This is a genomic window from Microvirga sp. HBU67558, assembly GCF_018069605.1.
GTDB classification, from domain to species: domain Bacteria; phylum Pseudomonadota; class Alphaproteobacteria; order Rhizobiales; family Beijerinckiaceae; genus Microvirga; species Microvirga terrae.
Window position 1 is genome coordinate 1 of record NZ_JAGPUP010000549.1, and the last position, 14,373, is coordinate 14,373.

The following is a 14,373-nucleotide window of genomic DNA, read 5'->3' on the forward strand; positions in this document are numbered from 1 at the left end:
ATCCCGATCCGGAAGAGCGCCGCACCTCAGACAATCGAGATCACCGGGACAAGCCCGGTGATGACCGGGAGAGAGGATCAGGACGGGCCCATCCCGATACGAAAAGGCGCGGCGCCCTACAGAAGCGGGATCACCGGGACAAGCCAGGCGATGACGGGGAGAGGATCGGTGCCGGACCATCCCGATCCGGACGGGCGCCGCGTCTCGATCAGCCGGGACGGGTCGGGGATGCCCGGTGACGACAGGAAGAGGGCGTTCCCGACGATTCCGCTCCTCACGACGCTTTTACGCCCCAGCGGCAATTGTCCCCTTGCGGCCATCAGAGGGAGACGCCATTCTCCGGCCTGATTTGGCGCACATCTCCCCTGACGAGAGATGCTGTGATTTTTGGAGCCGCGCTTCGTGCCCATCTTGAAAAAGTCCTTTGCCCGTAAGGGGCTGCCTGCCCTGATGCTGGTGGCTGCCGGCCTGCTGGCCGCTCCGGCCGTCGCTGCGAACACGGAAGACGAGATCCTGCAGCCTGCCCAGAGCCTGGAGGGCAACTTCCTGTCCGCCTACGTGGCAGGCTCCGCGCGGGACACCGAGGCGGCGACCATCTTCTTCCGGGAGGCGATCCAGGAGGATCCCCGCAACCAGGAGCTTCTGGAGCGGGCCTTCGTGGCCTTCCTGGCCAACGGGTCCATGAACGAGGCCGTGCGCGCGGCCGAGCGCCTCTCGGGCCAGGACTCGTCCAACAACCTGGCGCAGTTCGCCCTCGCGGTCCGGGCCCTGAAGGGCCAGAAATACGCCGATGCCCGGACGCGCCTCTCGAAGGGCGCCCGCGGGCGTCAGGCCGATCTGACGGCAACGCTCCTGACCGCCTGGACCTATGCCGGCGCCAAGGACGGCAAGCAGGCGCTCGCCACCGTCGACAAGCTCAAGAACGAGCGGGCCTTCGACCAGTTCAGGGAATATCATGCCGCCCTCATCGCCGATGTGGTGGGCAACCCCGTCGAGGCCGAGAAGCGCTTCAAGGCCGCCTACGAGGGCGAGCGCAACACCCTGCAGGTGGTCGACGCCTATGGCCGCTTCCTCGCCAAGCGCGGCCGCAAGGACGAGGCCCTGAAGATCTACAAGGCCTTCGACGAGGCCGCGCCGCGCCATCCGATCGTCCGTGCGGCCATGAAGGCGCTGGAGGAGGACAAGCCGCTCCTGCCGCTGGTCAACACCGCGCAGGACGGTGCGGCCGAGCTGCTCTACGGGCTCGGCGTCGTCGGCAACACCCAGGGCGACGAGCTCACCGCCATCATCTATCTGCGCCTCGGCCTCGACCTGAAGGGCGATCATCCGCTCGCCCTCGTCACCCTGGGCGACGTCTACGAGCGCCTGAAGCAGTACGACAAGGCGAATGCGATCTTCGATCGCATCCCCAAGGATTCTCCCGTGCGGCCGAGCGCCGACATCTCCATCGGCCACAATTTCGAGCTGATGGGACGGGGCGACGACGCCATCGCGCATCTCGAAAAGCTCATGAAGGAGCGGCCGGACGACGTGGAGGTCGTCATGGCGCTCGGCAACGTGCAGCGCTCGCGCAAGAAGTTCGCCGAGGCGGCCGACACCTACGACAAGGCGATCAAGCTGATCGGCCAGCCGGAGCGCGGCCACTGGATCCTCTACTTCTATCGCGGCACGTCCTATGAGCGCGCGAAGCAGTGGGACAAGGCCGAGGCCGACCTGAAGAAGGCCCTGGAGCTCGTCCCCGAGGGGCTGCCGGCCGGCCGGGCGCAGGTGATGAATTATCTCGCCTATTCCTGGGTCGACCAGAACATGAATATCGACGAAGCCTTCAAGATGCTCACGAAGGCCGTCGAGCTTGCCCCGCGCGACGGCATGATCATCGACTCGCTCGGCTGGGCCTATTACCGCATGGGCCGCTACGACGACGCGGTGCGCGAGCTGGAGAAGGCCGTGGAGCTCAAGCCCGGCGATCCGACCATCAACGACCATCTGGGCGATGCCTATTGGAAGGTCGGCCGCAAGCTCGAGGCGAAGTTCCAGTGGGACCACGCCAAGAACTCGGATCCGGAGCACGAGGAACTCGTGAAGATCCTCAAGAAGATCGACAATGGTCTCGAAGAGGATCCGAAGCCGGCCGCCGCCGAGAACGCACCGCCGCCTCAGCCGGAAGTGCCGAAGCACAACGGCGGCTAAGGCCTGTCGAACCATATTCCCCTCTGTCATCACCGGCCTTGTGCCGGTGATCTCAATTGCTTGAAGCGTTGAGCCTTGCCGGGTCGGGATGGCCGGGACAAGCCCGGCCATGACAAGGACAAGGGAAGGCCGGCGCCCGCGGCGCGGCAGGCCTTCCCATCACGCCCGCTCTCGGGCATGGAAGCGCCATGCCTCAGCCGCTTGCCACCCGCGCGCCCGCCAAGATCAACCTGACGCTCCACGTGCTCGGGCGCCGGGCCGACGGCTATCACGAGCTCGAGAGCCTCGTGGCATTCGCCGGCACGGGGGACGACCTGCGGCTCCAACCCGGAGCGGGACTGGCGCTCGAGGTGGATGGTCCGACGGCCGCGCTCGCCGGAAGCGGTGCCGACAATCTCGTCCTGAAGGCGGCGCGTCTCCTGGCCGACCGCGTGGAGGGCCTCCGGCTCGGGACGTTTCACCTCACCAAGCGTCTGCCCGTGGCAGCCGGTATCGGAGGCGGGTCCTCGGATGCGGCCGCGGCCCTGCGGCTCTTGGCGCGCCTCAACGGCCTGCCGCTGTCGCATCCGGCCGTCCAGGATGCGGCCCGGCTGACGGGAGCGGACGTGCCCGTCTGCCTGGAACCGAAAGCACGCATGATGCGGGGCACGGGCGCTGAGATTGGGGCTTCGCTGGATCTGCCGCGCCTCTTCGCCGCCCTGGTCAACCCGCGCGTGCCGGTGGAAACCCCGGCGGTGTTCAAGGCGCTCGCGCTGCAGCCTAGCCAGCGACTGGCCGGCGAGGGCCATCCGAGCATCGAGCGGAGCGGCCTCATCGATGCGTTGCAGGCCGCTCGCAATGATCTCGAGCCGCCCGCGCTGCGTCTTCAGCCGCTGATCGGCGAGGCGCTCGGCCTGATCCGGCGGACGAAAGGCTGCCGGCTGGCCCGCATGTCCGGATCGGGCGCCACCGTGTTCGGCCTCTACGATGATTGCGAGACGGCCGCGGAGGCCGCGAAGGCCGTCCGGCGCGCGCGGCCGGATTGGTGGGCGAAGGCGACGAGCCTTCGGTAGCGGTTCTTCCCCTTGTCATCACCGGGCCTGTCCCGGTGATCCCGATTGTCTGAATCGCCGAGCCTCACCGGATCGGGATGGCCGGCACAGGGCCGGCCATGACGGGGCGAGGGATGAGAGAGCCCTTCGGCCGCTTACCAGGCCGGGATGATAGCGCCCTTGAAGCGCTCTTCCAGGAACTTGGCGACCTCGGGGGACTGGTAGGATTCCACGAAGGTCTTGATCTCCGCACGGTTGTCGCCCTGGCGAGCGGCCACGAAGTTGGCATAGGGGTTGCCCTCGCGCTTCTCGACCGCGATCGTGTCCTTGCGGATGTCGAGGCCCGCATTGAGCGCATGGTCGGTGTTGATCACCGCCGCGTCGAGGTCGGGCAGGGCGCGGGGCAGCTGCGCGGCGTCGAGCTCGGAGAACTTGATGCCCTTCGGGTTCTCGGCGATGTCGAGGAGGCTCGGCGACAGGCCCTGGCCCTCCTTGATCTTGATCAGGCCTTCAGCGGCCAGCAGGTTGAGCGCGCGGCCGCCGTTGCTCGGATCGTTCGGAATGCCGATCTTGGCGCCCTTGGGCAGGTCGGCGACGGCCTTTACCTTGGTGGAGTAGAGGCCGATCGGCTGAACGAAGGTGAAGCCGACGGGAACGATCTTGTAGCCCCGGGCGGCGATCTGCGCGTCGAGATAGGGCTTGTGCTGGAACGCGTTTGCGTCGAGGTCCTTGCGCTCCAAGGCCTCGTTGACGAGAGCGTAGTCGGAGAAGGGCACGAGCTCGACATTCAGGCCCTTGGTGGCCGCGACCTTCTTGACGACCTGCGCGACCTCTTCCTCGGCCCCGGACATGACGCCGACCTTGATGCTCTTCTGCTGGGCGGCGGCCGGCAGCGCGGCGGCCAGTGCGGCACCGAGCGCGACGGTCGCGGACAGGAGGGCGCGGCGGGTGAAAACGGACATGGGGTCTACCTTTCGGGCAAAGTGCGTCCGGGCTTCAACTCGAAGCCGGACATGTGGTTCGGGGCTTTTGTTCGAGAACGATCAGGCCGCGCAGCGACAACACCGCTCAGCCTGAAGAGGCCGAGGAAGGGGCAGGGATGCCGTCATGGAAGTGCAGCGCGTCATAACCGATCGATCCTCGTGAACCACGAGGCGGAGGCCGCTCGTGGCGCTTTAGCCTTTGATGACGCGGGGCAAGCTGCTCGTCTCAAATCGCCGCGGTCTCACTGTGGCCGGAGCCGCCGCGAGACGGGATCTTTGTAGCCCTGCCGGCTTTTAAGTCAACCAAATTGTTCTGTAAAAAGAACACACCGGTTATGCGTTCAGGGCCTAAGCCGTTCGGCCCTGCGTCTTGGAAGCGACATAGACGCGCTCATCCATTCGGCTGAAAGACGCGCCGCCTGCGACTTGTTATAAAGTAACTCATGATTCGGCTGGTAGCTTCACGCCAGCCGTCAGTCTTCAAGAGCAGGAGCCCCGAGTCATGAGCAGCCCCGGCCAGATCTTCGAGTGGGAAGGCATCACGCAGCCGTCCTACTGGGGTGGACAGATTCTCGCAGAGACGGGCCTGAAGGCGATGAACCAGATCGTGGCGACCGGCGCCAACACCGTCACGATCATCCCCAACTTCTTCCAGGCCAACAAGTTCAGCAACGCGGTGGAACTGCACCTCGGAGATCCGAACAATCCCTGGGACAACGAGAGCGACACCTTCGAGCAGGTGAAGCAGTCCGTTCTGGCGGCCAAGACCCGCGGCCTCAAGGTCGTGCTCAAGCCGCACGTGGAGACGAGTGATCGCGTCTGGCGCGCGGAATTCGCACCCACCGACCCCAAGGCTTGGTTCGCCAGCTACAAGGCCATGATGGTCGAATACGCCAAGGTGGCTCAGGCGGCCGGCGCGGAGATGATCTGCGTCGGCACCGAAATGAACAGCATGATCGACCCGGCTAAGACCTGCAGCGACGGAAAGACCTATACGCAGAAATGGACCGAGATCATCGATGCCGTGCGCGCCGTCTATTCCGGCAAGATCACCTACGCGGCGACCTACGACACGGTGCAGAAGGTCGGCTTCTGGGACAAGGTCGACTTCATCGGCGTCGACGCCTACATCCCGTCTTCGACAGTGAACGATCCAACCGTCGACCAGATCGTCGACGCCTGGGTGAAGCCGCATTTCAATCCCTGGATCCGCGACACCCTGCACGGGGGCAAGTCCGTCGTCGACTATTACAAGGCGCTCTCGGAGAAATACGGCAAGCAGGTGCTGTTCACCGAGGTCGGCTACAAGAGCATGGATGGGGCCAACAAGGACCCAGGCGTGTTCGGCGGCAGCGGCACATACGATCCCCAGGAGCAGGTCGACTGCTACGAAGCCCTGTTCAAAGTCATGGAGAACTATGGCGGCCGCTGGCTCGCCGGTTCGTTTCTCTGGAGCTACTACTCCTTCGAAAACCCGATGGTGGAGCGGAACGTGCCGTGGACGGACTATACCACGCAACGGAAGCCAGCGAACGTCACGGTCACCACGCATTACTCCGGCCCGGCTCACACGACGGGGCTCGTCTGGAACGGGACGAATGTCACCGACAGGCTCGATGGCGGCTATCACAACGATACCCTGAACGGCGCCGGTGGGAGCGACATTCTATGGGGCGGCGCAGGAAATGATCGGCTCAATGGCGGCCTGGGCGATGATGTTCTCGATAGTGTGGCGGATGAGGACACGGCGGTTTTTTCCGGCGCCCGCGCGGATTACAGGATCTACGCGTTCGGCAATGGCCGATACATCGTGAAGGACACCCGCCAGAACGGAGACGGCACCGACGAACTCCGCAACGTGGAGAAGGCGAGCTTTTCCGACCAGACCGTGGATCTGAATGCCGTCGGCGGAATGCCTCCGGAGAGCGTCTTCTCGGTCGCGGCCGTTCAGGCCAGCAGGCGCGAGGGATCCGAAGGCGTCACCACCGATTTCACTTTCAAGATCACCCGCTCCAGCGACGTGGGCGATGGCAGCGTCAAATGGCGTGTGCAGCTTCCCGCCGGCTCCGTCAGGGCCAACGACTTTGCCGTCATGACCGGCGAGATTTCCATGGCAACGGGGGTGACCGAGCAGACGATCACCGTGAAGGTTCGGGGCGATCTCCTCTTCGAGGCGGACGAGACCTTCACGGTCGAACTCTACGGGGCAGGCGTCGGCGGAGCCATCGGGACCGGGAGCGCGAACGGCACGATCCTCAACGATGACAGCGACAATGCCCCAAGCAACATCATGCTGAGCAACCCGGCGGTGGCCGAACTCGCCAAGGCCGGAACGCTCATTGGCACGCTGTCAGCCGCGGACATCGATGAGGACGAAACGCATAGCTTCGCCATCGTCAACCCGGACGGGCGGTTCACGATCGAAGGCAACAGGCTGCTGGTGGCTGACGGCTTCAGGCTCGATCATGAGCAGGCCTCCTCGCACAAGCTCACCGTGCAGGTGACAGACAAGGGCGGGGCAACCTACGCCAAGGACCTCGTGGTACATGTCACCAACGAAGATCCGGAGAAGACCGCAGGCAGCGCGGCCGACGACGTGTTCTATGGTGGCGGAGGCAATGACACGCTCGGTGGCGGAGCAGGTCACGATCGCTTGTTCGGCGGTGTGGGCGCCGACACGCTCACCGGCGACAGCGGCGGTGACATCCTCTCGGGCGGGGCCGGCAGGGACACGCTCGCCGGCGGCAAATGGAGCCGGATGGACCCGAACAAGGACGCATTCCTGTTCGACATCAAGGTGACTAAGAGCAACTATAAGAGCCACACCGATACGGTGAAGGATGCTCAGTTCAAATACGATGCGTTCTACTTCGACGATGCCGCCTTCGGCAACGCGACCATCGCCAAGTACCTAAGGGGCAAGAACGCCTCGCTCGACCATGCGGTCACGATCAGGAAGGGCTGGTTCACGTTCGATAAGGCCACGGATCGGAACGACTTCTTCATCGCCAAAAAGGTGAATGGCAAGACCTACAAGCTGTTCTTCGATGCGGACGGCGCGGGCACGAAGCAGAAGGCCCTGGAGATCGCCACCGTGACCTATGATAAGAAGATCGGCGGCGAGATCTCCTTCAAGGATTTCCTCTTCGTCTGACGGCAGAGTGTCCGCTCAATAGGCCCGGGCGATGCAGAAATCGACCGCGTCGAGCAGGGCCTGCTTCATCGGGCTCGACGGGAAGAGCGCGAGGGCGTCGCGGGCCATGGCGCCGTAGTGCCGGGCCCGCTCGACGGTGTCCTCGAGGGCCCGGTGCCGGCGCATGATGGCGATGGCCTGCTCGAGATCCGCGTCCTCGATCTCACCCTGCTCGAGCACGCGCTTCCAGAAGGCGCGCTCCTCGTCGGTGCCGCGCCGAAATGACAGGACCACCGGCAGGGTGATCTTGCCCTCGCGGAAATCGTCGCCCACGTTCTTGCCGAGTGTGGCGGCCTTGCCGCCATAGTCCAGAGCATCGTCCACGAGCTGGAAGGCGATCCCGAGATTCATCCCGTAGGAGCGGCATGCGGCCTGCTCGGCCTTCGGGCGCCCGGCGATGACCGGACCCACCTCGCAGGCGGCGGCGAAGAGCTCGGCCGTCTTGCCCCGAATCACGGCGAGGTACTCGTCCTCCGTGGTTTCGGTGTTCTTGGCGGCGGCGAGCTGCATCACCTCGCCTTCGGCGATCACCGTTGCGGCCGCCGAAAGGATGTCCAGCGCCCGCAGTGACCCCACTTCCACCATCATGCGGAAGGCCTGTCCGAGCAGGAAGTCGCCGACGAGTACGCTGGCCTCGTTGCCCCACTTGATTCGGGCGGCGATCTTGCCGCGGCGCATGTCGCTCTCGTCGACCACGTCGTCGTGGAGGAGGGTGGCGGTGTGCATGAACTCGACGGAGGCCGCGAGCTTTACGTGCCCGTCGCCTTGGTAGCCGGAGAGCCCGGCGGTTGCGAGCGTCAGCATGGGCCGCAGGCGCTTGCCCCCGGACGAGATCAGGTGGTTCGCCACCTCGGGGATCATCGTGACCTCGGATCCCGTCCGCGACAGGATCATCGCATTGACCCGTTCCATGTCGGAGGCCACAAGGGACACGAGCTTCTCGATGCCCGCATTCTTCTCGGGATGCTTGTCTTCGAACGGAACGACGACGCCCACGTCTCACTACCCGGGTTGCCGGCCGGCTTGGCCGGTAGGAATATCAGTCACCGTGGCATGGCACTTTCCATGCTGCAATGCAAACGCTTACCGCAGGGGAAGGATCTCAAGCCGATGGTCGAAATCGTCCGCACCAGCGATCTCGTTCTGGTCGGCTTCCTACAATCCCTCCTGGAAAACGCCAATATCCCGGTTTTCGTGGCAGACATGCACATGAGCGCCCTGGAGGGTATGACCGGCGCCTTTCCGCGCCGGATTCTCGTGCCGGAGGATCACCTGGCCCAGGCCCGCCGCCTTGTCTCCGAAGCCGGGCTCGCGGGCGAGCTGCGACATGGCTGAGATCACGGAGGATCTCCTCCTGAACGGGCGGGTCCGCCTCCTGCAGCCGCAAAAGGGGCACCGGGCCGGCACCGATGCGGTGCTGCTCGCAGTCTCTGCCGAGGCGAGGCCCGGCGACATGGTAATGGATGTGGGCGCGGCGACCGGAGCCGTCGGCCTCATGGTGGCGGCGCGGCAGGACGCTGCGCGCTTCGTCTTCGTGGAGCGGGATCCTCACCTCGCCGAATTGTGCCGCCGCAACTGCCGGGACAACCGCGTCGCGGGCGAGGTCGCCGTCGCGGACGTGCTCGACAGGACCTCCCGCGAGGCTGCAGGTCTCAGGCTCGGGAGCGCCGATCTCGTCCTCACCAATCCGCCGTTCCTCGAGGAGGGTCACGCGCGGATCTCGCCCGATCGCGGCCGGGCAGCTGCTCATGCGCTGCCCGTCGGCGGATTGGACGCTTGGCTGAAGATTTGCACGGGACTTCTCAAGCCGAAAGGCCGGCTCGTCCTGATCCACCGGGCCGATCGGACGCTCGAATGTCTCCGGATTCTGGGGAAATGGCTCGGAGGTCTGGAACTCCGCTTCGTGCATCCGAGCGCCGACCGGCCGGCCATTCGCTTGCTCCTGTCCGGGATCAAGGACAGCCGGGCCCCCGTGAGCATCCTGCCGCCGGTGATCCTGAACGGGCCGGACGGCCGCTTCACCCCACAGGCGGAGGCTCTTCACCGGGGAGAGGCCATCCTTCTATGAGAGAGGGCCCCGATGGGGGCCCTCCGAGTTTACCAGCGGTAACCAGGTCTGCCGACCGTGCGGCAGACCTCGATCGGCCGGCGCACCCAGCGGTAGCCGTTCCACACCCGCCGCGGCTCGACCCAGCAGCGGCGTACCGCGCGGGCGGGGCGATAGGCCCCGTAGGGGCGTCCGTAATAGGGGCGGTCGTACCGCGGGCCGCCATAATAAGGGCGCCCGTACTGGACCGTCACGGCGGGACCCCGATAGCCGTAGCCTCCGTAATAGGGTTGCGCTTCTGCCGGCTGAACCGACAGCGCCCCGAAGTTCAGGGCCGCAAAACCAAGAAGGCCGAACATCAGCTTACGCATTCATTCTCTCCTCAACTCCGCCCAGACACCAGCGTGAAACGGTGTCACGACCGGGCTGTTGTCCATGATCAAGATTTAATCGGTCTTAACTGAACGCAGCCCGACAATTTCCCTAACGGTATGTTCATCTTGGGAAGCCGGGCCGTGCACCCTAGATAACAGCCATGGCTCAAACATCGTTCTCCTCCATGCTCCCGGCTCGTCTTCAATTCCTCCTTCCGGCCAAGTACCGCGCCTATCCCAACCCCATCGTGCCCGTGGTTCGCCTCTCGGGGCCGATCGGGGCCGTGATGCCCCTGCGCCAGGGGCTGGCCATGCAAAGCGTCGCGCCCTTGCTGGAGCGCGCCTTCTCGGTGCCGGGCGCGAAGGCGGTGGCGCTGGTCATCAACTCGCCGGGCGGTTCGGCCGCCCAGTCGCACCTGATCTTCAAGCGGATCCGGGCCTTTGCCGAGGAGAAGGAGCTCCCCGTGATCGCCTTCGTGGAGGATGCGGCGGCTTCCGGCGGTTACATGATCGCCTGTGCGGCCGACGAGATCTACGCCGACCCGGCCTCCATCGTGGGCTCCATCGGAGTGGTGTCGGCGAGCTTCGGGTTCCACGAGCTGATCGAGCGCATCGGCATCGAGCGGCGGGTCCACACGGCCGGCAAGAGCAAGGCGATGCTCGATCCGTTCCGGCCCGAGAATCCGGACGACGTGGTGCGCCTGAAGGGGCTCCAGCGCCAGATCCACGAGGTTTTCGTGGGGCTCGTCCGCGACCGCCGGGGCGAGAAGCTCAACGATTCCTACGACGATCTCTTCTCCGGCGCCTTCTGGGTCGGGGCGGAGGCGCTCGATCTCGGGCTCGTCGACGGGTTAGGCGACATCCGGACCATCCTGCGCCAGCGCTTTGGCGACAAGGTGCAGTTCCGCATGATCGAGCCGGCCCGCCCGCCGTTGCTGGGGCGCCTGCTCGGCCGGCGCTCGCTCGGACAGAGCAGCCTGATCGACCCCGGCGAGATCGTCGGGGCCCTGGAAGAACGGGCCGCCTGGGCGCGGTTGGGGCTGTAAGGGAGCAGTGGCCAGCGGCTGCAGGAATACTCGCCGGGACACCCCGGTGCTTGACTTGGGCGGCCCGTCATCCCAAGGGTTCGCCTGACATTTTTCAAAGCCAAACCGGACGCCGACATGACGAGCGAACCCGCGCACATGAACCCTGCGCGCTCTTTCCAAGGTCTGATCCTCACGCTTCAGCGCTACTGGGCGGAGCAGGGCTGCGTCATCCTCCAGCCCTACGACATGGAGGTCGGCGCAGGCACCTTCCACCCGGCCACGACCCTGCGGGCCTTGGGCCCCAGGCCCTGGCGCGCCGCCTATGTCCAGCCCTCCCGCCGCCCCAAGGACGGGCGCTACGGCGAGAACCCGAACCGGCTTCAGCATTATTACCAGTTCCAGGTGATCCTGAAACCGAACCCGCCGAACCTGCAGGATCTCTATCTCGGCTCGCTCAAGGCCATCGGCATCGACACGAGCATCCACGACATCCGCTTCGTCGAGGACGACTGGGAGAGCCCGACCCTGGGCGCCTGGGGCCTCGGCTGGGAATGCTGGTGCGACGGCATGGAGGTGTCGCAGTTCACCTATTTCCAGCAGGTGGCCGGCTTCGAATGCTCCCCGGTGGCGGGCGAGCTGACCTACGGCCTCGAGCGCCTCGCCATGTACCTGCAGGGCGTCGAGTCGATCTACGACCTCAACTTCAACGGGCTCGATGGCGACCGGAAGGTCACCTACGGGGACGTGTTTCTCCAGGCCGAGCAGGAATATTCGCGCCACAACTTCGAACATGCCGACACGGAGATGCTGTTCCGGCACTTCCGCGACGCGGAGGCCGCCTGCCGCAAGTACCTGGAGGCCGGCGAGCCGAGACCTAACTCTAACGACAACCGCCACCTGATGGCGCTGCCGGCCTACGACCAATGCATCAAGGCCAGCCACGTGTTCAACCTGCTCGACGCCCGCGGGGTGATCTCCGTCACCGAGCGCCAGAGCTACATCCTGCGCGTCCGCGAACTGGCGAAGGCCTGCGGCGCGGCATGGCTGAAGACCGAGGGCGGGGGCGTGGCGGCGTGACCGCCGCTGCCATCCGCTTCCTCCCTCAGACATAAAGTTCTCCGATGCCCGATCTCCTCCTCGAACTATTCTCCGAAGAAATTCCCGCCCGCATGCAGCGCCGCGCGGCGGAGGATCTGAAGAAGCTCGTGACCGATGCGCTCGTGGAGCGTGGTTTCCTCTATGAGGGCGCCAAGGCCTTCGCCACGCCGCGCCGGCTGGCCCTCCAGGTGGCGGGTTTGCCCGTGAAGGGGCAGGACGTGCGCGAGGAGCGCAAAGGTCCCCGCGTCGGCTCGCCCGACGCGGCGATCCAGGGCTTTTTGAAGGGTGCCGGGCTGTCCTCCATCGAGCAGGCGAAGATCGAGAGCGATCCGAAGAAGGGCGAGTTCTACGTTGCCGTCATCGAGAAGCCCGGCCGCTCGACGCCCGACGTGCTGGCCGAGATTCTGCCCGGGATCGTGAAAACCTTTCCGTGGCCGAAATCCATGCGCTGGGGCGCGGCCTCGCGTGAGCCGGGTTCGCTGCGCTGGGTGCGCCCGCTGCACTCGATCATCTGCACGTTCGGGCCCGAAACCGAGGATCCGGAGGTCGTGCGCTTCGATATCGATGGGATCGTTTCGGGCGACGTCACGAAGGGTCACCGCTTCCTGGCGCCCGGCGAGATCCGCGTGAAGCGCTTCGACGATTACGCGCCGGCCCTGGAGCGCGCCAAGGTCGTGATCGACACGGACCGCCGCAAGGACATGATCCTGCACGACGCGAAGGACCTGGCCTTCGCGCAGGGGCTGGAGCTCGTCGAGGACGAGGGCTTGCTCGAGGAGGTCGCCGGCCTCGTGGAATGGCCCGTGGTGCTCATGGGCTCGTTCGACGAAGCGTTTCTCGATATTCCCCCGGAGGTGATCCGCACCACCATCCGGGCGAACCAGAAATGCTTCGTGTTGCGTGACCCGGCCACCGGCAGGCTCGCCAACAAGTTCCTGCTGACGTCCAACCTCGTCGCCAGCGATGGCGGCAAGACGATCGTGGGCGGCAACGAGCGCGTGGTGCGCGCGCGCCTCTCCGACGCCAAGTTCTTCTGGGAGACGGACCAGCGCGTGAAGCTGGAGGACCGGCTCGAGAAATTGAAGAGCATCGTGTTCCACGAGAAGCTCGGCACGCAGTACGAGCGCGTGGAGCGCATCGCGGCGCTCGCCAGGGAACTGGCCCCGATGGTCGGCGCCGACCCTGAACTCGCGGAGCGTGCGGCACGCCTCGCCAAGGCCGATCTCGTGACCGAGATGGTGGGCGAATTCCCTGAATTGCAGGGCCTCATGGGCCGCTACTATGCGACGCTCCAGGGCGAGCACGCGTCCGTGGCGGCGGCCGTCGAGGAGCATTACAAGCCCCTCGGCCCGTCCGACCGCGTGCCGACCGATCCCGTGTCGGTGGCCGTGGCGCTCGCCGACAAGATCGACACGCTGGTCGGCTTCTGGGCCATCGACGAGAAGCCGACGGGATCCAAAGATCCCTACGCACTGCGTCGTGCGGCGCTGGGCGTGATCAGGCTGGTGCTGGAGAACAATCTCAAGCTTTCGCTCACCAGCCTGCTTGCAAAGCCCTTCGCCAGAACGGCCAATGCGGCTCTCTTTGCTGAGTTTCTGAAGGCGAAGGAGCTCGTCGACGCGATTGAGCAGAGCCCGTTCGCTCCCGTTGTCGAACATCCCTCTGTCGCCGAGCTGGCCGCAATCTTCCGGCAGCGGCAGATCGTCGAAGGTGAGACGCTGGCGCGTCTCATGCACGCTCGTGCGCTCGACCTCCTCGCCTTCTTCGCCGACCGTCTGAAAGTCTATCTCCGCGACCAGGGTGCGCGTCATGATCTCATCGATGCCGTGTTCGCCCTTGAGGGCCAGGACGACCTTCTGATGATCGTCCGCCGCGTGGAGGCGCTTGGGCGTTTCCTCGATACCGAGGACGGCAAGAACCTGCTCGCGGGCTATCGCCGCGCGGCCAACATCCTGCGCATCGAGGAGAAGAAGGACGGGCGCTCCTACGACGAGGCGCCCGACCTCCAGATCGTCGGCGACCAGGGGCAGATCGAGGAGAAGGCGCTCGCCGTCGTTCTCGACGGTGCCAAGCGCGAGGCGGCCGCCGCGGTGGAAGCGGAGGATTTCGAGGGGGCGATGCGCGCCCTGTCGCGCCTGCGCCAGCCGGTGGACGCCTTCTTCGACAAGGTGACCGTGAACGCGGCGGACCAAGCTCTCAGGGCCAACCGCCTGCGGCTCCTCAACGATATCCGCGCGGCGACCCGCACGGTGGCGGATTTCTCCCGCATCGAGGGCTAGCCGCGTTTGGGGCAGGGATCCGGTCCTGCGCTGGATCCCGCCCGAAATGCCGGAGGTCTGCGCCACGCGCATGAGAGATTCTCCGCGGGTTAATTCATGTTAAGGTGTGGCCTGAGGGGCACAGCCAACGGGCCGCCTAGGCTCTAGGTA

General features: G+C 65.5%; 12 protein-coding genes. 8 read left to right on the forward strand and 4 right to left on the reverse strand.

The features are described 5' to 3' along the window. Positions 1 to 116: 116 nt before the first annotated feature. On the reverse strand, positions 117 to 278 hold the full coding sequence (locus KBI52_RS23455) for a hypothetical protein (RefSeq protein ID WP_173946755.1): 162 nt from the start codon (positions 276 to 278) through the stop codon (positions 117 to 119). 124 nt (positions 279 to 402) lie between these two features. Between KBI52_RS23455 and KBI52_RS23460 the strand changes: the two genes are divergently transcribed. Further along, entirely contained in the window at positions 403 to 2,190 is a 1,788-nt protein-coding gene (locus KBI52_RS23460; RefSeq protein ID WP_173946754.1) for a tetratricopeptide repeat protein, read from the forward strand. 188 nt (positions 2,191 to 2,378) lie between these two features. Continuing rightward, positions 2,379 to 3,242 (forward strand): 4-(cytidine 5'-diphospho)-2-C-methyl-D-erythritol kinase, encoded by an 864-nt coding sequence (locus KBI52_RS23465; protein WP_210811927.1) that lies wholly within the window; start codon positions 2,379 to 2,381, stop codon positions 3,240 to 3,242. A gap of 134 nt (positions 3,243 to 3,376) precedes the next feature. On the opposite strand, the gene KBI52_RS23470 is transcribed toward KBI52_RS23465, so the two are convergent. Beyond that, on the reverse strand, positions 3,377 to 4,183 hold the full coding sequence (locus tag KBI52_RS23470) for a MetQ/NlpA family ABC transporter substrate-binding protein (RefSeq protein ID WP_173946752.1): 807 nt from the start codon (positions 4,181 to 4,183) through the stop codon (positions 3,377 to 3,379). 523 nt (positions 4,184 to 4,706) lie between these two features. Between KBI52_RS23470 and KBI52_RS33690 the strand changes: the two genes are divergently transcribed. Beyond that, complete coding sequence (locus tag KBI52_RS33690) at positions 4,707 to 7,358, forward strand: hypothetical protein (RefSeq protein WP_305797902.1); 2,652 nt, start codon at positions 4,707 to 4,709, stop codon at positions 7,356 to 7,358. A 15-nt stretch (positions 7,359 to 7,373) separates the two neighbouring features. Here the strand turns inward: KBI52_RS33690 and KBI52_RS23485 are convergent, their stop codons facing one another. Further along, positions 7,374 to 8,393, reverse strand: a complete 1,020-nt coding sequence (locus KBI52_RS23485) for a polyprenyl synthetase family protein (RefSeq protein WP_173946751.1) — start codon at positions 8,391 to 8,393, stop codon at positions 7,374 to 7,376. Between the two features lie 114 nt (positions 8,394 to 8,507). Between KBI52_RS23485 and KBI52_RS23490 the strand changes: the two genes are divergently transcribed. Together KBI52_RS23490 and KBI52_RS23495 are read left to right on the forward strand one after the other, a co-directional pair. Continuing rightward, positions 8,508 to 8,732: a DUF2007 domain-containing protein gene (locus KBI52_RS23490; RefSeq protein WP_173946750.1), complete on the forward strand. Its 225-nt coding sequence runs from the start codon at positions 8,508 to 8,510 to the stop codon at positions 8,730 to 8,732. Then, complete coding sequence (locus KBI52_RS23495; RefSeq protein ID WP_210811928.1) at positions 8,725 to 9,465, forward strand: tRNA1(Val) (adenine(37)-N6)-methyltransferase; 741 nt, start codon at positions 8,725 to 8,727, stop codon at positions 9,463 to 9,465. Before KBI52_RS23490 ends, KBI52_RS23495 begins: the two co-directional genes overlap by 8 nt. 29 nt (positions 9,466 to 9,494) lie before the next feature. Here KBI52_RS23495 and KBI52_RS23500 read toward each other — a convergent pair whose 3' ends face one another. Next, positions 9,495 to 9,815, reverse strand: a complete 321-nt coding sequence (locus KBI52_RS23500) for a hypothetical protein (protein ID WP_210811929.1) — start codon at positions 9,813 to 9,815, stop codon at positions 9,495 to 9,497. Positions 9,816 to 9,979: 164 nt separating this feature from the next. Here KBI52_RS23500 and KBI52_RS23505 point away from each other — a divergent pair, with 164 nt between their 5' ends. From KBI52_RS23505 to glyS, 3 genes are all read left to right on the forward strand, one after another. Further along, the gene (locus tag KBI52_RS23505) at positions 9,980 to 10,864 is read left to right on the forward strand and encodes a S49 family peptidase (RefSeq protein WP_247654596.1); all 885 of its coding nucleotides are present in this window, start codon (positions 9,980 to 9,982) and stop codon (positions 10,862 to 10,864) included. Positions 10,865 to 10,981: 117 nt separating this feature from the next. Next, positions 10,982 to 11,923: a glycine--tRNA ligase subunit alpha gene (locus tag KBI52_RS23510; protein WP_173946747.1), complete on the forward strand. Its 942-nt coding sequence runs from the start codon at positions 10,982 to 10,984 to the stop codon at positions 11,921 to 11,923. Positions 11,924 to 11,967: 44 nt separating this feature from the next. Then, on the forward strand, positions 11,968 to 14,223 hold the full coding sequence (glyS, locus tag KBI52_RS23515; protein WP_210811930.1) for a glycine--tRNA ligase subunit beta: 2,256 nt from the start codon (positions 11,968 to 11,970) through the stop codon (positions 14,221 to 14,223). Positions 14,224 to 14,373 lie beyond the last annotated feature (150 nt).